Source organism: Bradyrhizobium sp. ISRA436, assembly GCF_029910015.1.
GTDB lineage: Bacteria > Pseudomonadota > Alphaproteobacteria > Rhizobiales > Xanthobacteraceae > Bradyrhizobium.
The window spans coordinates 4,473,597-4,493,071 of sequence record NZ_CP094519.1 but is presented as its reverse complement, the minus strand read 5'-3'; the positions used below and the strand labels follow the sequence as shown (position 1 = coordinate 4,493,071).

19 protein-coding genes are annotated in these 19,475 nt (G+C 65.1%); 14 read left to right on the top strand and 5 right to left on the bottom strand.

All coding sequences use genetic code 11. The features are described 5' to 3' along the window. Positions 1–37: 37 nt before the first annotated feature. From gor to MTX23_RS21315, 5 genes are all read left to right on the top strand, one after another. Positions 38–1,423: a glutathione-disulfide reductase gene (gor, locus tag MTX23_RS21330; RefSeq protein WP_280972166.1), complete on the top strand. Its 1,386-nt coding sequence runs from the start codon at positions 38–40 to the stop codon at positions 1,421–1,423. A gap of 200 nt (positions 1,424–1,623) precedes the next feature. Next, positions 1,624–2,352, top strand: coding sequence for a methanethiol S-methyltransferase (gene mddA / locus MTX23_RS21325; protein WP_280972165.1), 729 nt, complete (start codon positions 1,624–1,626; stop codon positions 2,350–2,352). A gap of 178 nt (positions 2,353–2,530) precedes the next feature. Further along, positions 2,531–2,983, top strand: a complete 453-nt coding sequence (locus MTX23_RS21320; RefSeq protein ID WP_280972164.1) for a hydrogenase — start codon at positions 2,531–2,533, stop codon at positions 2,981–2,983. Positions 2,984–3,328: 345 nt separating this feature from the next. After that, positions 3,329–3,562 (top strand): DUF2934 domain-containing protein, encoded by a 234-nt coding sequence (locus MTX23_RS36400; RefSeq protein WP_348637495.1) that lies wholly within the window; start codon positions 3,329–3,331, stop codon positions 3,560–3,562. 837 nt (positions 3,563–4,399) lie between these two features. Next, positions 4,400–4,753: a cupin domain-containing protein gene (locus MTX23_RS21315; RefSeq protein ID WP_280972163.1), complete on the top strand. Its 354-nt coding sequence runs from the start codon at positions 4,400–4,402 to the stop codon at positions 4,751–4,753. 15 nt (positions 4,754–4,768) lie between these two features. Here the strand turns inward: MTX23_RS21315 and MTX23_RS21310 are convergent, their stop codons facing one another. Continuing rightward, positions 4,769–5,053: a hypothetical protein gene (locus tag MTX23_RS21310; RefSeq protein WP_280972162.1), complete on the bottom strand. Its 285-nt coding sequence runs from the start codon at positions 5,051–5,053 to the stop codon at positions 4,769–4,771. A gap of 33 nt (positions 5,054–5,086) precedes the next feature. Then, entirely contained in the window at positions 5,087–6,013 is a 927-nt protein-coding gene (locus tag MTX23_RS21305; protein ID WP_280972161.1) for an alpha/beta fold hydrolase, read from the bottom strand. A gap of 152 nt (positions 6,014–6,165) precedes the next feature. Here MTX23_RS21305 and MTX23_RS21300 point away from each other — a divergent pair, with 152 nt between their 5' ends. The 3 genes from MTX23_RS21300 to MTX23_RS21290 are packed head-to-tail and all read left to right on the top strand — an operon-like array spanning position 6,166 to position 9,706. Then, entirely contained in the window at positions 6,166–7,554 is a 1,389-nt protein-coding gene (locus tag MTX23_RS21300; RefSeq protein WP_280972160.1) for a 3-deoxy-7-phosphoheptulonate synthase class II, read from the top strand. A 1-nt stretch (position 7,555) separates the two neighbouring features. After that, positions 7,556–7,909 (top strand): diacylglycerol kinase, encoded by a 354-nt coding sequence (locus MTX23_RS21295; RefSeq protein ID WP_280972159.1) that lies wholly within the window; start codon positions 7,556–7,558, stop codon positions 7,907–7,909. Positions 7,910–7,954: 45 nt separating this feature from the next. Next, positions 7,955–9,706 carry an NAD+ synthase gene (locus MTX23_RS21290; RefSeq protein ID WP_280972158.1) on the top strand — a complete coding sequence of 584 codons (1,752 nt, stop codon included), beginning with the start codon at positions 7,955–7,957 and terminating at the stop codon, positions 9,704–9,706. Between the two features lie 85 nt (positions 9,707–9,791). Here MTX23_RS21290 and MTX23_RS21285 read toward each other — a convergent pair whose 3' ends face one another. Further along, positions 9,792–10,961 carry a DUF2865 domain-containing protein gene (locus MTX23_RS21285; RefSeq protein ID WP_280972157.1) on the bottom strand — a complete coding sequence of 390 codons (1,170 nt, stop codon included), beginning with the start codon at positions 10,959–10,961 and terminating at the stop codon, positions 9,792–9,794. Between the two features lie 146 nt (positions 10,962–11,107). Next, positions 11,108–11,416, bottom strand: a complete 309-nt coding sequence (locus MTX23_RS21280; RefSeq protein WP_280972156.1) for a hypothetical protein — start codon at positions 11,414–11,416, stop codon at positions 11,108–11,110. A gap of 294 nt (positions 11,417–11,710) precedes the next feature. Here MTX23_RS21280 and cysS point away from each other — a divergent pair, with 294 nt between their 5' ends. From cysS to MTX23_RS21260, 4 genes are all read left to right on the top strand, one after another. Further along, the gene (gene cysS / locus MTX23_RS21275; protein WP_280972155.1) at positions 11,711–13,126 is read left to right on the top strand and encodes a cysteine--tRNA ligase; all 1,416 of its coding nucleotides are present in this window, start codon (positions 11,711–11,713) and stop codon (positions 13,124–13,126) included. Continuing rightward, a complete protein-coding gene (locus MTX23_RS21270; RefSeq protein ID WP_280972154.1) occupies positions 13,123–13,629 on the top strand; it encodes a GNAT family N-acetyltransferase in 507 nt (168 codons plus the stop codon). Before cysS ends, MTX23_RS21270 begins: the two co-directional genes overlap by 4 nt. Then, entirely contained in the window at positions 13,626–15,224 is a 1,599-nt protein-coding gene (gene cimA, locus MTX23_RS21265) for a citramalate synthase (RefSeq protein WP_280972153.1), read from the top strand. The genes MTX23_RS21270 and cimA overlap by 4 nt, the downstream gene beginning before the upstream one ends. Positions 15,225–15,337: 113 nt before the next feature. Continuing rightward, a complete protein-coding gene (locus MTX23_RS21260; protein ID WP_280972152.1) occupies positions 15,338–15,715 on the top strand; it encodes a VOC family protein in 378 nt (125 codons plus the stop codon). Positions 15,716–15,875: 160 nt separating this feature from the next. Here MTX23_RS21260 and MTX23_RS21255 read toward each other — a convergent pair whose 3' ends face one another. Then, positions 15,876–16,481, bottom strand: coding sequence for a TIGR00730 family Rossman fold protein (locus tag MTX23_RS21255; RefSeq protein ID WP_280972151.1), 606 nt, complete (start codon positions 16,479–16,481; stop codon positions 15,876–15,878). A gap of 231 nt (positions 16,482–16,712) precedes the next feature. Here MTX23_RS21255 and MTX23_RS21250 point away from each other — a divergent pair, with 231 nt between their 5' ends. After that, positions 16,713–18,701, top strand: coding sequence for an ABC transporter ATP-binding protein/permease (locus tag MTX23_RS21250; protein WP_280972150.1), 1,989 nt, complete (start codon positions 16,713–16,715; stop codon positions 18,699–18,701). Between the two features lie 54 nt (positions 18,702–18,755). Continuing rightward, entirely contained in the window at positions 18,756–19,454 is a 699-nt protein-coding gene (locus MTX23_RS21245; protein ID WP_280972149.1) for a phosphatidylserine decarboxylase, read from the top strand. Positions 19,455–19,475: the final 21 nt, after the last annotated feature.

Sequence of the window (19,475 nt, the reverse complement as noted above, 5' to 3'; positions counted from 1 at the left end):
CGATTTTCGGCGGAATTGCTGAAACCGAGATTTGACCATGGCTGATTTCGACGTCGACCTGTTTGTCATCGGTGGTGGTTCGGGCGGGGTTCGCGCCGCCCGCATCGCGGCCGGCCATGGCGCCAGGGTGATGGTCGCCGAAGAGTACCGGATGGGCGGCACCTGCGTGATCCGCGGGTGCGTGCCGAAGAAGCTCTTCGTGATCGGCAGCCACGTCCACGACGAGATCGAGGACGCAGCCGGCTTCGGCTGGAGCATCGGACAGGTCTCGTTCGACTGGGCGACGCTCGTCGCCAACAAGGACAAGGAGATCGCCCGCCTCGAGCGCGCCTATACCACCAATGTCGAGAAGTCCGGCGCCCGCGTGGTGAAGACCCGCGCGGTGCTGGAAGACGCCCACACCATCAGGCTTGCCACCGGCGAGACGGTCACGGCGAAGTACGTCCTGATCGCGACCGGCGGCGCGCCCAATCACGGTCCGGCCATTCCCGGCATCGAGCACGTGATCTCCTCTAACGAGGCGTTTCACCTGAAGGAGTTGCCGAAGCGCATCGTGATCCAGGGCGGCGGCTACATCGCGCTGGAATTCGCCGGCATCTTCGCCGGCTACGGCTCCGACGTCACCGTGATCTACCGCGGCGACAACATCCTGCGCGGCTTCGACGAGGACGTGCGCAAGCATGTCCGCGCCGAGATGGAGAAGCGCGGCATCACCATCATCACCGGCTGCACGGTGACGAAGGTCGACAAGCACGGCGAGGGGTTCACCACGCATCTCTCCAGCGGGTCGAGCATCGCCTCCGACCAGGTGATGTTCGCGATCGGCCGCCATCCCAACGTCGCCAATCTCGGCCTCGAGACGGCCCGCGTCGCCATCAATCCCGCCAATGGCGGCATCCAGGTCGACGGCTGGTCGAAGACCTCGGCGGACAACATCTACGCGATCGGCGACGTCACCCACCGCACCAACCTGACGCCGGTCGCGATCCGCGAGGGCCACGCCTTCGCCGACACCGTGTTCGGCAAGCGGCACGTCGCGGTCGATCACGCGACGATCCCGACTGCGGTGTTCTCGCAGCCCGAGGTCGGTACCGTCGGCCTCACCGAAGCAGAGGCGCGGGCGCAGTTCAGCCACGTCGACATCTACAAGACCGATTTCCGCCCGATCAAGGCGACGATGTCCGGCCGCGACACCCGCGTGCTGATGAAGCTCGTGGTCGACGGCACCAGCGACCGCGTGCTCGGCTGCCACATCGTCGGCGATGGTGCCGCCGAAATCACGCAAGCCGTCGCGATCGCCGTGAAGATGAAGGCGACCAAGGCCGATTTCGACGCCACGATGGCGCTGCATCCGACGGCCGCCGAAGAGCTGGTGACGATGCGTAGCCCGACCGCTCGCCACGTCCGACAGGCGGCGGAGTAGGCGCTCCGTCTCGATCGCGAAAATCCGAAATCGTGCGCGGCCGGGCCGCCGAATGACGTCCAGCCGCGGGAGCTATCCCAACAACTCCAGCCAAGCCGATTGGCGCGCCCCTCCCGTTGTCCTATGATGGCGGCGGTGCAGCCTCGATGCGGCACTCGTTGTGCGCAAAGGGTGCTGCCCGGCGACACGGGGAGGGACTCATGGCCGCGCTGGTTTATGGAGTGCTTTCTTACATCCTGTTTCTGTTAACTTTCTTGTATGCGATCGGCTTTGTCGGGAACATCGTCGTTCCCAAATCGATCGATCATGGGGGCGCAGCAGCCTCGACCACGGAAGCGTTTATCGTCGATGTCGTGCTGCTCGGCCTGTTCGCGATACAGCACAGCGTCATGGCCCGGCAGGGCTTCAAGCGCTGGTGGACGGGATTTGTGCCTGTTTACGTCGAGCGCAGCACATACGTGCTGTTCGCCACGCTCATCCTGATCCTGTTGTTCTGGCAATGGCGTCCGCTGACCTCCGAGGTCTGGTCCGTCAGCGCCCCGGCAGGCGTTGCGATCCTCCAGGCCATCTTCTGGATCGGGTGGGGTGTCGTGTTGCTCGGCACGTTCCTCATCAATCATTTTGATCTGTTCGGGCTTCAGCAGGTTTACGCCCATTCGCAAGGACAAGTGGCGGAGCCGCCGAGCTTCAAGACGCCGTTGTTCTACAAGTTCGTTCGCCATCCGATCTATCTGGGCTTTGTACTGGCCTTCTGGTCCACTCCGACGATGACGGTCGGGCATCTGCTGTTTGCAATCGCGACGACCGGCTACATCCTCATCGGCATCTTGCTGGAGGAGCGCGATCTCGTGAAATTCCACGGCGAGGCCTATGTCCAGTACCAGAAGCGGGTCTCGATGATCATCCCGATGCCGCCGAAAGGGACCTGAGATCAGGCGATCAGGCGGCGCCTGCATGCCCGCCGGACCGACGCAGGCACGGCGCGCTTTGCGAATGCTGCGACAAAGGGATGCATCGATCGGGCGACCGGCTTGCCGGTCGCCCTGTTAGGATTTGACTGCGGTCGCGCCTTGCTTGCATTGACATCATCATTTGCAGGGGACGGACATGGAGGGAAAGAAGCGGCAGTTGCTGTGGCACGGAATCGCGCTGTTTCTTCTTGGCCTGGTGACGGGCCTCGTCGAGCAGAAGTTCACCAATGTGAGAATGGGACTCGCGGCGCATCTTGAGGGCGTCATGAACGGCACGTTCCTGCTCGCGCTCGGCGCCGTCTGGCAGGAAGTGAACCTGACGCCACGCATCAAGGCGGCCGCGTACTGGGCGGTGCTTGCGGGCACGTACGGCAACTGGATGGTGACGACGCTGGCCGCAATCCTGGGTACGGCCGCGCTCTCGCCAATCTCGGCGGCAGGGCACAGCGCGCCGGCTTGGCAGGAAGCGATCGTGGCAACCGGGTTCGTCGCCATTGGCTCGGCGATCATCGCAGCGTCCGTACTCGTGCTCTGGGGACTGCGAAGCTCGGCCGGCGCCAAGCCACTCTCCCGGTACAGCGGGTTGTGACCGGCCTTCCATCGCGGTTAGCGCCGACACTCTCGATGATTTGTGTACCCGTCGGGCAGACGCAATCCGCATCGGTCGGCCCACAACGACAGCGCGGCGGAACACCGGCTGTGTTATGCTAATGCGTCCCGCCGGCTGCGACCGCTGAGGTCGTCGGCCGGGGGCCAGACTCGCGCGCGCCCAGGAACCTCGCGCCGGCCTGGAAGTTGGACTTACGTAGCATGAGCCGCGCTGCGACCCCGGGACGTTCCCGGCGCACAGCGCGGGAGATGGGTTGCGGCCATTATGGCCGTTACGGCAGCGATTGCATTTTCAAACGATTGCTCAGCATGAGGGAGGCTGCCCATGACTGGTCCAACCGAGCAGGAGATCCGGACTCGCGCTTACGAGCTCTGGAAGGCTGCCGGCGAGCCTCGGTGCAAAATGGACGTGCTGTGGTATCAGGCCGAAAAGGAATTGCTCTCAAGGAAATCCGGCAACGGAGACGTCTCTCCGGCCGAGCGCCGCAAGGAGGTCCCGCGTCAGGCTGGACATTGGGGAAAATCCAGCAAACGAAGAGCAGTCCAGCACCGTAGCTGAGGTCGTAGCCGCCGCGCGTTCTTGGGGCGGCTCGTTCCGAGCCCTGCGGGATGTCCGCTTTCAAGCGCGGCAGGGACACTGCCATGTCCTGGCGCCAAGCACTGATTTGCCCGACGGCGCAAGGTCCTGCGCGAAAAATATTTCTGTTTTCCAGAAGTTCAATTCAGTGTATGAATGGCCCGTCTCACCCGCCTGAGGGGCGCTTCGCGATCGTCACGAGTGTTGGGTCGAGATGCGGTGGACGCCGAAGTCACGGCTGACGAGCGTGGCAGATGGCGGACGGTGAAGTCGTGCAGGCCTGACGCCCTAGTGGCAGGTGTCTCCTTGCAAAGCGCGAAGCGCTTTTGCAAAGACGGTGACAACAAAGCCCAGTCTCGCCGGGGAGAGCACGTATAAGCCGTAACCCATCGCGCAGGGAAAGCCGGGATCGTTCCGGTTTCACCTGTGGTCCTACCTCCCGTGCTTTCCATTTGCACGGGACCCATGGGTGCGATCGGCACCCGGCTTTCCCTGCGCCCTCTGCTGATTGAGAGGGCGGAACGAGGAGCAAAACTCGGACAAATCATGTCGCGAGAATGCAGACTCGCCTCCTCTCGATCGTCATGCCCGCGCATGCGGGCATCCAATACGCTGCGGCCTCTCGGCTCAAACCCTGGCGTCTCTGGAATACTGGATCACCCGCATTCGCGGGTGATGACAGCGCGGCCAGGCTGTTTGATAGTCGAATAGGATCCAAGCACGTCATGCCGAGGAGGCCACATGGTGGCCATCTCGAAGCGCGACGGTCACGACAGCGGGAGATTGCGCTAACGTGTCTGACCGACTCCGGAGGCACCGATGAGCGATGCGATCGATCTCGACGAAAAGCTGTCCACATTTTCCGATCACTGGTCACCGCGCACCATTGCGCAATTCAACGCGTGCGATGTCATGGTCGTGAAGGTGCAGGGTGAGTTCGTCTGGCACAAGCATGACGACACCGACGACTTCTTTCTCGTCCTGAAGGGCGTGCTCGACATTCAGCTCCGCGATCGAACCGTCACGCTCAAGCCGGGCCAGATGTACATCGTGCCGAAGGGAGTCGAGCATCGTCCCGTTGCGCGCGAGGAGGTGCATCTCTTGCTGATCGAACCGACCGGGACCCCCAACACGGGCAGTGCCGCGACCGCCGCCCCGCGCAAGCTGGCATGAATCCACGCGGGCGGACTATCTCATGCAGACGCCCTGGATCGAGGTGTCCCTGACGCAACGGCTGCCGGGACCGCAGTCGGTATCGAACGTGCAGGTGTTCCCGTAGGTGCCATTGACATCAAGCGGCGACGGTATCGGCTGTTGATCGTTGGCGTTGCCGGGCGACAGGCCACCGACGCAGACCCCGTAAATGCTTCCGGACGTCTTCAGGCATCGGCTGCCCGGCTGGCAATCCGTATCAAACGCGCACGCCATTGCCGGGGTGGACGCAAGCAGCAAGGCGAGCACGAGATATTTCATCGGAACGCTCCAGGGAAGACCGTGGGACCGCGCTCAACTCTCCGCCTCGATCCACTCGGCCGCACCCCGCCACAGCGTGTCGCGATGCTCGCCGCGGAAGAAGCCGAGATGGCCGATTGTCTTCACGCCGGCATCGAGCGGGCGGATCGAGACGATGTCGGGCGTGATCGAGGTGAAGGCCGAGCACAGCAATTCGACCGCCGGCCGCGTCGCCCAGGTGTCGTCGGTGATCGCCAGCGCGCGGAGCTTTCCCTTGAATTTCGGAAAGTTCTCGCGCGCGGCGAGCGTCGCGTCGTCGAGCAGATAGCGCGGCGACATCACCCAGCGCGTCCATTGCTCGAACACGCCTCTCGGCAGGTCCATGCCGAGCCCGGCCCAGCTGGGCAGGTAGCCGAGCACACGGGCCAGCGGCAGGCCGACACCGTTCATGTAGGCAACGACGCGGTAGCGCTCGGGCGAGGCCATCAGCTTCCAGTAGGCGGCCTGCGACGCGATCAGCAACGCGCGCGGGATCTCGGCGTTGTTGGCGAGCAGCCCGAGCGCCTGGCCGCCGAAAGAATGTCCGACATAGGCCAACGGCAGATTGCGGTAGCGCTCGCGCATCCAGGTCACCGCCGCGGTGACGTCGAGCGCGGCCCAGTCGGCCATCGTCGCCTTGAAGCCGGCCAGCGATGTCGACTGATTGTTGCCGGTCAGCGCCTTCCGCCGGGAATCGCCCGTGCCGCGGTAGTCGTAGGTCAGGACCGCGGCGCCGCGGCGGGCAAGGTAGCCGGCAAAGCCGCGATAGAGCTTTCGCGGGACGGCGGTCGCCGAATTGATCAGGACGGCTCTCTGCTTGACCCCGCGAGGCAGGAACAGCGTCGCCGCAAGCGGGTAACCGTCAACGGCGGGTACGACGATGTCGTCGCTAAAAACGTCGTCCAGCGCGGCCGCGGCCACGGCATGTACCCCAGCATTCATGGTATGCTCTAACAAATGCGAATTCGGCTTTTCCTGCAAGAGTTTGACGGAATTGCAGGAATCCTTCTAGCGAGGTTGCGGGAGCCTGTGTATAACCCGGGCCTTTCCTCGACCGTGGATTAAGTTGCGGTTTTTGCTCAGGAGTTGACCTCATGTCCGAGCGGTGGACACCCGATAGCTGGCGCGCCAAGAAGGTCGTGCAGGTTCCCGAATATCCCGATGCCAAAGCGTTGGCGGATGTCGAGGCCCAGCTTGCGACCTTTCCGCCGCTGGTGTTCGCCGGCGAAGCGCGCAACCTGAAGAAGGCGCTGGGCCGGGTCGCCGCCGGCGAAGCCTTCCTGCTGCAGGGCGGCGACTGCGCCGAGAGCTTTGCCGAGCACGGCGCCAACAACATCCGCGACTTCTTCCGCGTGCTGCTGCAGATGGCGGTCGTGCTCACCTACGCCGGCGCGCTGCCGGTCGTGAAGGTCGGCCGCATCGCCGGCCAGTTCGCCAAGCCGCGCTCGTCGTCGACCGAGAAGCAGAACGGCGTCGAGCTGCCGAGCTATCGCGGCGACATCGTCAACGACATCGCCTTCACGGCTGAGGCGCGCATACCCGATCCGCAGCGCCAGTTGATGGCCTATCGCCAGTCGGCGGCGACGCTGAACCTGCTGCGCGCGTTCGCGACCGGCGGCTTCGCCAATCTCGGCAGCGTGCATCAGTGGATGCTCGGCTTCCTGAAGGATTCGCCGCAGTCGCGCCGCTACAAGGAGCTGGCAGACCGCATCTCGGACGCGCTGAACTTCATGCGCGCCTGCGGCCTCGACCTCGAAAGCCATCCCGAACTGCGCGCCACCGACTTCTACACCAGCCACGAGGCGCTGCTGCTCGGCTACGAGCAGGCGATGACGCGGGTCGATTCGACGACCGGCGACTGGTACGCGACATCAGGCCACATGATCTGGATCGGCGACCGCACCCGCCAGCTCGATCACGGCCATGTCGAATATTTTCGCGGCATCAAGAACCCGATCGGCCTGAAATGCGGTCCGTCGCTGAAGCCGGACGAGCTGCTGAAGCTGATCGACGTGCTGAACCCGGACAACGAGCCGGGACGGCTGACGCTGATCAACCGCTTCGGCGCCGACAAGGTCGGCGATCATCTGCCGGGCATGATCCGCGCCGTGCAGCGGGAGGGGCGCACGGTGGTGTGGTCATGCGATCCGATGCATGGCAACACCATCACCTCGACATCAGGCTACAAGACCCGGCCGTTCGACCGCGTGCTGTCGGAGGTGAAGTCGTTCTTCCAGGTCCACGCCGCGGAAGGCACGCATGCCGGCGGCGTGCATCTGGAGATGACCGGGCAGGACGTCACCGAATGCATCGGCGGCGCGCGCGCCATTACCGATGAGGACCTCAACGACCGCTACCACACGGTCTGCGATCCGCGTCTGAACGCCGAACAGTCGATCGACATGGCCTTCCTGATCGCCGAGCTCCTGAAGCAGGAGCGCGCCGGCAAGACCAAACCGATGCCGGCCGCCGCGGGGCTGTGACTTGCTGAGGTTCTGGCGGGCCACCATCAACTCACGCAACGGGCTGGCCTTCGCCATTCGCTCGGAGCAGGCGATTCGCGAGGAGGTGGTGGCGCTGGTGCTCTCGCTGCCGCTGGCTTGGCTGGTCGGCGCCACGATGATGCGCCGGGTCGAGCTGGTCGCGGCCGTGGTGCTGGTGCTGGTGATCGAGCTGCTCAACACCGCGATCGAGAAGCTGGCCGATCGCCTGACCATGGATCATGACCCGCAGATCGGGCGGGTCAAGGATATGGGCTCGGCCGCGGTCGGCGTCGCGCTTGTCATGGCCGGGCTGTTCTGGCTGTTTGCCCTCGCCGAACGCATGGGCGCGTTCTGATCCGGGCGGATTGAAGTTTGCTCTCGTGCAGGACAACTTAAGAGTATGAGCGAACAACAGATCAAGATCACGCTGGCGCAACTCAATCCGACGGTCGGTGACGTCACCGCCAACGCCGCGAAGGCGCGCGCCGCGCGCGAGCGGGCGAAGGCCGACGGCGCCGATCTGGTGGTGCTCTCGGAACTGTTCATTGCCGGCTATCCGCCGGAGGATCTGGTCCTTAAACCGGCGTTCCAGTCGGCCTGCCGGCTTGCGATCGAGGAGCTGGCGCGCGAGACCGCCGATGGCGGACCAGCCATGCTGATCGGCACACCCTGGGTCGAGGACGGCAAGCTCTATAACGCCTGCGCGCTGCTCGACGAGGGCCGCATTGCCGCGCTTCGCTTCAAGGCGAATCTGCCGAACTACGGCGTGTTCGACGAGAAGCGGCTGTTCGCGCGCGGGCCGGCCTCGGGCCCGGTGACGGTGCGCGGCGTGCGCATCGGGGTGCCGATCTGCGAGGACATCTGGCTCGAGGAGTCGGAGGAATACGAAAACGTCGTCGAGTGCCTGGCCGAGACCGGCGCCGAAATCCTCATAGTGCCGAACGGCTCGCCTTACGCCCGCGACAAGACCGATCTGAGGCTCTCGATCGTGGTGGCGCGCGTCACCGAGAGCGGGCTGCCGCTGATCTATCTCAACGAGATCGGCGGCCAGGACGAATTGATCTTCGACGGCGCCTCGTTCGCGCTGAACGCCGACCTGTCGGTCGCGGCGCAGCTTCCGGCGTTCGAGGAGAACATCACGACATTGTCCTGGCGCAAGACGCCAGACGGCTGGCGCTGCAACGGCCCGATCGCCGAGCTCCTCGAGGGCGACAAGGCGGATTACGCAGCCTGCGTGCTCGGCCTGCGCGACTATGTCCGCAAGAACGGTTTTCCGGGCGTGCTGCTCGGCATCTCCGGCGGCATCGACTCCGCGCTGTGTGCCGCGATCGCGGTGGATGCGCTCGGCGTCGACATGGTGCGCGGCGTGATGCTGCCGTTCCGCTACACCGCGCAGGTGTCGCTCGACGATGCCGCCAAGCTCGCGGCCGCGCTCGGCATCCGCTACGAGGTGCTGCCGATCGCCGACGCCGTGAACGGGTTCGAGAAGATCCTGGCGCCGGCCTTCGCGGGCCTGGAGCGCGACATCACCGAGGAGAATTTGCAGGCGCGCGCCCGCGGCACGCTGTTGATGGCGATCTCCAACAAGACCGGCGCCATGGTGGTGACCACGGGCAACAAGTCGGAGATGTCGGTCGGCTACGCCACGCTCTATGGCGACATGAACGGCGGCTTCAACCCGATCAAGGACATCTACAAGACCGAGGTGTTCCGCCTGTCGTCCTTGCGCAATTCCTGGAAGCCGGACGGCGCGCTCGGACCGTCGGGCGAGGTGATCCCGGTCAACATCATCACCCGTCCGCCGACCGCGGAATTGCGCGAGAACCAGACCGACCAGGATTCGCTGCCGCCTTACGACGTGCTGGATGCGATCCTCGAGCGTCTCGTCGAGCGCGAGGAGCCGCTGGCGACGATCATTGCCGCCGGCTTCGACCGCGATGTGGTGACACGCATCGACCGCCTGCTCTATATCGCCGAATACAAGCGCCGGCAGGCGGCGCCGGGCGTCAAGGTCACCGCTAAGAATTTCGGCCGCGACCGCCGCTATCCCATCACCAATCGCTTCCGCGATCCCGGCAAGGTCTGGCCTGCGCCGGACGAGCAGCTCGTGGCGCGGGCCAACCGCGCATCGGCGGAAGCGTTCGAGGGTTGAGCCCTCACGGCACCGCGAAGTGAGTCAGCTCCCTCGCCCGCAAGCGGAAGAAGTGAACCGAATGCGCGGAGGGGGCGCCGGGTCCCTAATGCTTCGGCGGAATGAAGGTCGGTCCGACCGTGCGGATCTGCCCGTCGCCGGACGGCGTGGCCGGAGCTGTCGCGTCAGCCGCGGCCGGCTGTTGCTGCGGCGCCACTGCCGGCGCGCCCTTCTTGCCGGCGGCGGATTTCGTCGCCTGCTGCTGGGCGCGCTGCTGCATCTTCCGCGCGCTCTCCTCGGTGACGACGATGTCGCCCTGCTGCTCGACACTGGCCTTGTCATCGACGCCCTTCAGCGCCTCCGCCCAGCTCTGGCCGGCCGCCTTGCAGGAGCAGGACGGATTGAACTCGGTGCGGTATTTGAAGGCGTTCGGCAGCGAAGAGTAGGGCTGGCCGCTGATCGACACCGCCTGGTTGATGTCCTCGCCCGGATTGCGATAGGCGAACAGCGTCGCTTCCGCGGCGGGGCATTGCGCCTTGCAGACCCGCTCGTCATCGGCGAAGCGCGCCTGCACGGTTGCGAAGGAGATCGGGAAATAAGCGCCGTCGCAGGTGCGCACGCACACGGTGCGGTAGGTGCCGGACTGCGCGCCATATTCAGGGCCGGGTGGAGGTATCTCCGGGTTCGGATTCGGGTTGGCGTTACCGCCGCCGAACAGGTTCTCGAGGAAGTTGCCCGGGCCGCGCGCAGCGGCAGCAGCATATTGCGGGCCGCAATTGTTCTGCGCGAGCGCGGTCAGCACCGAGCGCCGCTGGTTCTCGCGGTCGGCGCCGCCGAGCCCGCCGGAGCGCAGCCGCTCGAGGTTGGCGGTCATCTGATCGAGATTGGCGCGCATCTGCTGGATCTGGTTGTTGACCGGGCCACACTGCGCCGAATTGTTGTTGAACAGCGAGAAGAAGCCGGAGCTGTCGCAACCCATGCGCCGGGCCTGCGCCGTCACGCGATCGAGCTCGCCCTGCTGCCTGGTTGCCGCGTCCTGATAGCGGCGGATCTGCTCGTCCCTGGCCGGATCGCCGGTGCCGCCGCCGCGGTCGATCGTCGCCAATTGTCCTTCGAGCCGGGCGCACATCGGGTTGGCTTGCGCCTGTTGCGGCAGCGGTCCGGGCGGGCCCGGATTCACCTGCGCGAATGCGTCAGGGGCGGGCAGGGCAATGCCGGCAAGCACGGCGCAGGTCAAAAGCCATCGGGAGAAGCGAAGATCGGGGGTATCGGGCATATCCGGCCATTAGAACGATGCCGCGCGGCGAACGCCAACGCGCGGCCAAGGCGGCCTGCAATAGCCTTTTCTCGGGGCAGCGTCACGTCGTTTCCGGGGCACCGATGTGGCAAAAAGCCCGGCTTGACCAGTCGCTCGGCAGGAGATCAGCGCTGGCAGGTGATGGCGACGTATTCGCCGCAGCCATTTCCGCTGCATTTGTCGCTGGACGCACCCGGAATCGCGCCGGTGATCTCGTCGGGCTCGACGCGGCGGTAATTCGTCGCCCGTGCAAAATCGCGTGACTGGCAGTAGGCGCGCGCGGCATACGCGCCGCATTTGTCGCCGCGCGCCAGGCACTGGTCGACGCCGTAGCCGTCGGCCTGGTTGGCGATGATGAAGACGCGGCTATCGGCCAGCGCGGCCGAGGCAGTGAGGAGGGACGCGCAGGCAATGAATGCTGAAATGAGCCGCATGGTGCACCGGGGAAACGGGTGAAATCCGCGGTTCACCGGATACGCCCGAATTCTTAATAATGATTAACCATGAGGGACTTGCTGCAATTTTCGTCGACGGAGCGGGTACAAACGACCTCAAAACAGCCCCTTGACGGCACAGAGGGGCCATGAGACATGGTGGAACCATGAACGGCCACCTCGCCATCTGCAGCATTTGCCGCGAGATTATTAGCTAGCGATTCGCTGGCTGAGGCCGTCTTTTCTCAATCACCCTGAGATCATTGGACCGCCCGGCCGCAAGGGACGGTTTCCATGGAATTGCGACTCTACGATACGCTGACCCGGGAGAAGCGGCCGTTCGTGCCGCTCGATGCCAATAACGTCCGCATGTATGCCTGCGGACCGACGGTCTACGACTTCGCTCATATCGGCAACGGCCGCGCCGCGATCGTGTTCGACGTGCTGTTCCGCGTGCTGCGCCATCGCTACGGCGCCGATCACGTGACCTATGTCCGCAACGTCACCGACGTTGATGACAAGATCAACGTCCGCGCCGCGCGGGACTATCCCGGCGTGCCCCTGAACGAGGCGATCCGCAAGGTCACCGAGCAGACCTATCAGCAGTACCAGGACGACGTCACCGCGCTCGGCTGCTTGGCCCCGACGGTGCAGCCGCGCGCGACCGAGCACATCCCGGAGATGCGTGCGATCATCGAGAAGCTGGTCGCCGGCGGCTTCGCCTATGTCGCGGAAGATCACGTGCTGTTCTCGCCGCAGGCGATGAATTCGGCCAATTCGGTGCTGCCGCGCTACGGCTCGCTGTCGAAGCGCTCGCTCGACGAGATGATCGCAGGCGCTCGCGTCGACGTCGCGCCCTACAAGCGCGACAACACCGACTTCGTGCTGTGGAAGCCGTCGAAGCCGGGCGAGCCGTCCTGGCCGTCGCCCGCGGGCATCAAGGTCGAGGGCCGGCCCGGCTGGCACATCGAGTGCTCGGCGATGGCCTGGAAACATCTCGGCGAGAGGTTCGACATCCATGGCGGCGGCATCGACCTGGTGTTTCCACACCATGAGAACGAGCTGGCGCAGACCTGCTGCGCCTTCCATGCCGACCGCATGGCCAATGTCTGGATGCACAATGGCTTCCTGCAGATCGAGAGCGAGAAGATGTCGAAGTCGCTCGGCAACTTCTTCACGATCCGCGATCTGCTGGCGGACTGGCCGGGCGAAGTGCTGCGGCTTGCCATGCTGAAGACGCACTATCGCTCGCCGCTCGACTGGACGCTGAAGGCAACCGAAGAGACCGCGAAGACGCTCGACGACTGGTATGCGGTCGCGGCCGACGCCGAGTCCGGCCCGCCGTCGCCGGCGATGATCGAGGCGCTCTACGACGACCTCAACACCGCGCAGGCAATGGCGGTGCTGCACGGTCTGCGCCATGCAGCGTCGACCAGCGAGCAGGCTCGCAAGGAGCTCGCCGGCTCGCTGCGGCTGCTCGGCTTCCTGTCTGAGAGCGCGGGCGCTTGGAAGAGCCGCAAGCAGCAGGCGAGCGGTGTCGACGCCAATGCGGTCGAGGCGCTGATCGCTGAACGTAGTGCGGCCCGTGCACGGAAGGATTTCAAGGAGTCCGACCGCATCCGCGATCAGCTCGCCGCCATGGGCGTGGCGATCAAGGACGGAAAGGATGCCGAAGGAAAGCCAATGACGACCTGGGAGGTCGCACGATGAGCCGTTCCGCCCCCGCACTGCGTCCGTTCCTGCCGGAAGATGCGCCGATGCTTGCGGCCATTTTCGCGGCGTCGATCATGGATCTGACCGGCGACGACTACAGCGAGGCGCAGCAGGAAGCCTGGGCGCTGGCCGCCGAGGACGAGGCTGCGTTCGGCAAGAAGCTCGGCGCCCAGCTCACGCTGATCGCAACGCTGCAGGGCGCGCCGGTCGGCTTCGCCTCGCTGAAGGGCACCGACCATATCGACATGATCTATGTGCATCCGAGCGCGGTCGGGCAGGGCGTCGGTGCTGCGTTGTGCGATGCGCTGGAGAAGATCGCGGGCGCGCGCGGCGCCAAGACCCTGACGGTCGATGCCAGCGACACCGCGCTCGAGTTCTTCCGCAAGCGCGGCTACGTCGCGCAACAGCGCAATTCGGTGATCGTCAACGGCGAATGGCTCGCCAACACCACGATGCAAAAGAAGCTCGACGGTGTCGCGACCCAGGGAGGCCACGCATGAGCCGCGAACGCCTCTATCTGTTCGACACCACGCTGCGCGACGGCGCGCAAACCAACGGCGTCGACTTTACGCTGCAGGACAAGCAGGTGATCGCCAAGATGCTGGATGAGCTCGGCATCGATTATGTCGAGGGCGGCTATCCCGGCGCCAACCCGACCGACAGCGAGTTCTTCAGCAAGAAGCCCGCGTTCGACCACGCGCGCTTCACCGCGTTCGGCATGACGCGCCGTCCCGGCCGCTCGGCCTCGAACGATCCGGGACTGGCCGGCATCCTCGAGGCCAAGGCGGATGCGATCTGCTTCGTCGCAAAGTCCTCCGCCTATCAGGTTCGGGTCGCGCTCGAGACCACGAACGAGGAGAATCTCGCCTCGATCCGCGACAGTGTCGCAGCAGCCAGGGCGCTTGGCCGCGAGGTGATGGTCGACTGCGAGCACTTCTTCGACGGCTACAAGGAGAACCGCGACTACGCGCTGGCCTGCGCGAAAGCGGCCCATGAGTCCGGCGCGCGCTGGGTGGTGCTGTGCGACACCAATGGCGGCACCATGCCGCACGAGGTCGAGACCATCGTCGGCGACGTTATCAAGCATGTGCCGGGCGCAAATCTCGGCATCCACGCCCATAACGACACCGAGCAGGCGGTGGCCAATTCGCTGGCCGCGGTGCGCGCTGGCGCGCGGCAGATCCAGGGCACGCTCAACGGCCTCGGCGAGCGCTGTGGCAACGCCAATCTGTGCTCGCTGATCCCGACCTTGCGGCTGAAGCAGGAGTTTGCCGACAAGTTCGAGATCGGCGTCACCGCGGACAAGATGGCGACGCTGACGAAGGTGTCTCGCACCCTCGATGACATGCTGAACCGCGCGCCCAACCGCCATGCGGCTTACGTCGGCGAGAGCGCCTTCGTCACCAAGACCGGCATCCACGCCTCCGCGGTGTTGAAGGATCCGCACACCTACGAGCATGTGCTGCCGGAATCGGTCGGCAATCACCGCAAGGTGCTGGTGTCTGACCAGGCCGGCCGCTCCAACGTTATCGCCGAACTCGATCGCGCCGGCATCGCCTACGACAGGAGCGATCCGCGGCTGACGCGGCTCGTCGAGGAGTTGAAGGAGCGCGAGGCGGCGGGCTTCGCCTATGAATCCGCCAACGCCTCGTTCGAGCTGCTGGCGCGGCGCACGCTCGGCAAGGTGCCGGAATATTTCAAGGTCGAGCAGTTCGACGTCAATGTCGAGCAGCGCTACAACGCCAATGGCCTGCGCGTCACGGTGGCGCTCGCGGTGGTGAAGGTCGACGTCGACGGCGAGCGGCTGATCTCGGCCGCCGAAGGCAACGGCCCGGTGAATGCGCTCGACGTCGCACTGCGCAAGGATCTCGGCAAGTACCAGAAATACATCGACGGCCTGAAGCTGATCGACTACCGCGTGCGTATCCTCAACGGCGGCTCCGAGGCGGTCACGCGCGTCCTGATCGAGAGCGAGGACGAGGCCGGCGACAATTGGACCACGGTCGGCGTTTCGCCGAATATCATCGACGCCTCGTTCCAGGCGCTGATGGATTCGCTGGTCTACAAGCTGGTGAAATCAGGTGCGCCGACGTGAGATAACGCCGTCATTGCGAGCGAAGCGAAGCAATCCATCCCTCCGCGCACGCTGCGGCATGGACTGCTTGGTCGCTTCGCTCCTGGCAATGACGGGGGGAGGGAGAGACTTTCATGATCGACCACATCTCCGTCGGCGTCCGCGATCTCGAACGCGCGGCGCGGTTCTATGAGCCGACATTGGCCGCGCTCGGGCTGACGCGCCTGGTCACCCGGCCGGCGACGATCGGCTTCGGCAAGGCCTATCCCGAGTTCTGGATCAATCTGCGCACCGGCATGCCGCCGGTGCCGCACGAGAGCGGCGTGCATATCTGCCTGCGCGCGAAGACGACCGCCGAGGTCGATGCGTTCCATGCCGCCGCGCTTGCCGCCGGCGGCCGCTCCGACGGCGCACCGGGCCTGCGCCCGCATGATCGCGCCCGCTACTACGCGGCTTTCGTGCTCGATCCCGACGGCAACCGCGTCGAGGCAGTGACGTTTCCGAGCGAGTGAGGTCCGTTGGACCCGCGCTTCTCTCGACCCGTCATCCTGAGGGAGCGCGGCACGCGCGTCTCGAAGGATGCACGGCCACCAGCCGGGCCGTCGTGCTTCGAGACGGCCGCTATGCGGCCTCCTCAGCATGACGAGGAGAGAGGAGAGTGCGCCCTCAAGCCTACAGCCGCCGCGCCACGTCCGGTGCGAGCTCCTTGGCGCTTTCCGGGGTCCGCGCCACCGCGGAGCGCAACCGCGGCAGGATGTCCTCGACGCGGTCGGTCATCAGCACGTTGACGGCCAGCGTCGGGCGGATGAACTCGGTGGTACGCATGTGGTTCAGAAGCGAGAGCAGCGGCTCCCAGAAATTGTCGATGTTGGCGAGCAGCACCGGCTTCGAATGCCGGCCGAGCTGCTGCCAGGTCAATTGCTCGACCAATTCCTCCAGCGTGCCGACGCCGCCGGGCAGGGCGACGAACGCATCCGAGCGCTCGAACATCAGCCGCTTGCGCTCATGCATGTCGGGCGTGACGATCATTTCCTGAACCGATGTCAGCGCGTTCTCGCGCGCCCGCAAGAATTCCGGAATGATGCCGGTGACGGAGCCACCGTGCTGAAGCGTGGATTTGGCAACCGCGCCCATCAGGCCGATCGATCCGCCGCCATAGACCAGGCGGACGTTGTTCTCGGCAAAGGTCTTACCGAGCGCGACGGCAGCTTCAATGAAGCGGGGATTGTTACCGGGGCCGGAGCCACAATAGACACAGACAGTCTTGATTTGGTTCATGCGATCCTTGTGGCACTGCAGCGTAAAAAGGGTCAAGGGCAGGATAAAGGGTCAAGGATAGGATATGGGGATTGAGAACGAAAAATCCCGTAAATTCCCGCGAATCGCGAAAGATTTTCGCCACACGTCTGTACGCTGCAATCAAACGGTCTATATGACCGCCAGAATGTCAAACCGTGAAAAAGATGTGACGGCAAGAGGGCGCGCCGCCCTAGCCCGGGCGGGCTCCTGATGGCGCCCCCGCACCCGCATGCGCCTGCCGTCGAGGCGCCCGCAGCCGCGACGCAGGCGGCCGAAAAGGCGACGCTGATCGGCACGCTCGTTCATCTCTGGCCCTATATCTGGCCGGGCGATCGCGCCGATCTGAAGATGCGCGTGGTCTGGTCGGTGGTGGTGCTGCTGTTCGCGAAACTTGCGACGCTGTCGGTGCCGTTCACCTTCAAATGGGCGATCGATGCGCTGAACGGCGCCGGCTCGGCGCCCGTCGCTCCGTCCAACTGGATGATGTGGCTGATCGCCTCGCCGCTTTTGATGACGATCGGCTACGGCGCGGTGCGCATCATCATGGCGGTGCTGACGCAATGGCGCGACGGCATCTTCGCGCACGTCGCCATGCACGCGGTGCGGCGGCTCGCCTACATCACCTTCGTGCACATGCACGAGCTGTCGCTGCGCTTTCATCTCGAGCGCAAGACCGGCGGCCTGACCCGCATCCTCGAGCGCGGCCGCACCGGCATCGAGACCATCGTGCGGATGGTGATCCTGCAACTCATCCCGACCATCGTCGAGGTCACGCTGCTGGCGGCGGTGCTGCTCTGGCAGTTCGACTGGCGCTACGTGCTGGCGGTGCTGCTCACCGTCGTCGTGTTCATGTATTTCACCTACATCGCGACCGAGTGGCGGATCGAGATCCGCCGCAAGATGAACGATTCCGACACCGAGGCGAACACCAAGGCGATCGATTCGCTGCTCAACTACGAGACGGTGAAATATTTCGGCGCCGAGGAGCGCGAGGCAAAGCGCTACGACCGCTCGATGGAGCGTTACGAGCAGGCCAGCGTAAAGACGTATACCTCGCTCGCGGTGCTCAACACCGGGCAGGCGATCATTTTCACCGTGGGCCTGACCGCGACGATGCTGATGTGCGCGCTCGGCATCCGCAAGGGCACCCATACCGTCGGCGATTTCGTGCTGATCAACTCCATGATGATCCAGCTCTACCAGCCGCTCAATTTCATGGGCATGGTATATCGCGAGATCAAGCAGGCGATCATCGACATCGAGAAGATGTTCGATGTGCTGGCGCGCAATCCGGAAGTGAAGGACATGCCGGACGCCAGGCCGCTCGCCGTGTCCGCCGGCAGCGTGCGCTTCGAGGATGTCCGCTTCGCCTACGAACCCGACCGGCCGATCCTCAAGGGCCTCAGCTTCGAAGTGCCCGCCGGCAAGACGGTCGCGGTCGTCGGTCCTTCGGGCGCCGGCAAATCGACGATCTCGCGGCTGCTGTTCCGGCTCTATGACGTCTCCAGCGGCCGCATCCTGATCGACGGCCAGGACATCAGGTCGGTGACGCAGGCGTCGCTGCGTGCTTCGATCGGCATGGTGCCGCAGGACACCGTGCTGTTCAACGACACCATCCGCTACAACATCCGCTACGGCCGCTGGGACGCCAGCGATGCGGAAGTGGAGGAGGCGGCGCGGCTGGCGCAGATCGACCATTTCATCCGGATGTCACCCAAGGGTTATGAGACCCAGGTCGGCGAGCGCGGGCTGAAACTCTCCGGCGGCGAAAAGCAGCGCGTCGCGATCGCACGCACGGTGCTGAAAGCGCCGCCGATCCTGGTGCTGGACGAGGCGACCTCCGCGCTCGACAGCCACACCGAGGCCGAGATCCAGGACGCGCTGGAGCGCGTCTCGCGCAACCGGACCTCGCTCGTGATCGCGCACCGCCTGTCGACCATTGTCGGCGCCGACGAGATCATCGTGCTGGATCAGGGCCGGATCGCCGAGCGCGGCACCCATGCCCGGCTGCTGGCCGCGGGCGGGCTGTATGCCGGCATGTGGAACCGGCAGCGCGAGGCCGAGGCGGCCCGCGAACGGCTCGCGCAGATTGACGACGACAGCGAGGCGCCCAACCGCCTGCCGCCGCCGGTCGCCGAGCCGGCCCAGGATTCCGCCCCCGTCACGGTCGAGAAGCCCTTGCCGACCGCCGCGGAATAGAGGAAGTAGAGCGCCGATCTCCCGCCGAAGGAGCGGGGAACCCAGCGAGCTCTGATGTCCATCGCCAATTCCATCCGTGCGCAGGTCCCGCCGATCCACCCGGAGGGCTATCCCTTCATCGGCGGCTTCGCACTCGCGAGCTTGATCCTGTTCTGGATCTGGACCCCGCTGGGGTGGATCGGGACGCTGCTCACCATCTGGTGCGCGCTGTTCTTCCGCGATCCGGTGCGCGTGACGCCGGTGCGCGACGGCATCGTGGTGTCGCCGGCCGACGGCCGCGTCTCCATGGTGGGGCAGGCATTGCCGCCGGCCGAGCTAGGTCTCGGCGACAAGCCGCTGCCGCGGGTCTCCATCTTCATGAGCGTGTTCAACTGCCACGTGAACCGCAGCCCGGTGGCCGGCCGTATCGACCGCATCGCCTATCGGCCGGGCGCCTTCATCAATGCCGAGCTCGACAAGGCGAGCGAGGACAATGAGCGCAATTCGCTGGTGATCTCGACGCCGAACGGCCGGATCGGCGTGATCCAGATTGCGGGGCTGGTGGCGCGGCGGATCGTCTGCTTCGTCAAGGAAGGGCAGTCGATCGGCGCCGGCGAGCGCTTCGGCCTGATCCGCTTCGGTTCGCGGCTCGATGTCTATCTGCCCGAGGGCACCAAGGCGCTGGTCTCGGAAGGGCAGACCGCGATCGCGGGCGAGACGATTTTGGCGGATTTCCGGGGTGGCGATCCCGGCCGGACGTTCCGCGCCGATTAACTCTGTTTTGTCGGCCCAATC

Coding starts and splice junctions, on each gene's coding strand:
- MTX23_RS21245 (WP_280972149.1), top strand. CDS start 18,756: ATGTCCATCGCCAATTCCATCCGTGCGCAGGTCCCGCCGATCCACCCG.
- MTX23_RS21320 (WP_280972164.1), top strand. CDS start 2,531: ATGGAGGGAAAGAAGCGGCAGTTGCTGTGGCACGGAATCGCGCTGTTT.
- MTX23_RS21255 (WP_280972151.1), bottom strand. CDS start 16,481: ATGAACCAAATCAAGACTGTCTGTGTCTATTGTGGCTCCGGCCCCGGT.
- MTX23_RS21310 (WP_280972162.1), bottom strand. CDS start 5,053: ATGAAATATCTCGTGCTCGCCTTGCTGCTTGCGTCCACCCCGGCAATG.
- cysS (WP_280972155.1), top strand. CDS start 11,711: ATGGAATTGCGACTCTACGATACGCTGACCCGGGAGAAGCGGCCGTTC.
- MTX23_RS21300 (WP_280972160.1), top strand. CDS start 6,166: ATGTCCGAGCGGTGGACACCCGATAGCTGGCGCGCCAAGAAGGTCGTG.
- MTX23_RS21250 (WP_280972150.1), top strand. CDS start 16,713: ATGGCGCCCCCGCACCCGCATGCGCCTGCCGTCGAGGCGCCCGCAGCC.
- MTX23_RS21270 (WP_280972154.1), top strand. CDS start 13,123: ATGAGCCGTTCCGCCCCCGCACTGCGTCCGTTCCTGCCGGAAGATGCG.
- mddA (WP_280972165.1), top strand. CDS start 1,624: ATGGCCGCGCTGGTTTATGGAGTGCTTTCTTACATCCTGTTTCTGTTA.
- gor (WP_280972166.1), top strand. CDS start 38: ATGGCTGATTTCGACGTCGACCTGTTTGTCATCGGTGGTGGTTCGGGC.
- MTX23_RS21280 (WP_280972156.1), bottom strand. CDS start 11,416: ATGCGGCTCATTTCAGCATTCATTGCCTGCGCGTCCCTCCTCACTGCC.
- cimA (WP_280972153.1), top strand. CDS start 13,626: ATGAGCCGCGAACGCCTCTATCTGTTCGACACCACGCTGCGCGACGGC.
- MTX23_RS36400 (WP_348637495.1), top strand. CDS start 3,329: ATGACTGGTCCAACCGAGCAGGAGATCCGGACTCGCGCTTACGAGCTC.
- MTX23_RS21260 (WP_280972152.1), top strand. CDS start 15,338: ATGATCGACCACATCTCCGTCGGCGTCCGCGATCTCGAACGCGCGGCG.
- MTX23_RS21285 (WP_280972157.1), bottom strand. CDS start 10,961: ATGCCCGATACCCCCGATCTTCGCTTCTCCCGATGGCTTTTGACCTGC.
- MTX23_RS21290 (WP_280972158.1), top strand. CDS start 7,955: ATGAGCGAACAACAGATCAAGATCACGCTGGCGCAACTCAATCCGACG.
- MTX23_RS21315 (WP_280972163.1), top strand. CDS start 4,400: ATGAGCGATGCGATCGATCTCGACGAAAAGCTGTCCACATTTTCCGAT.
- MTX23_RS21305 (WP_280972161.1), bottom strand. CDS start 6,013: ATGAATGCTGGGGTACATGCCGTGGCCGCGGCCGCGCTGGACGACGTT.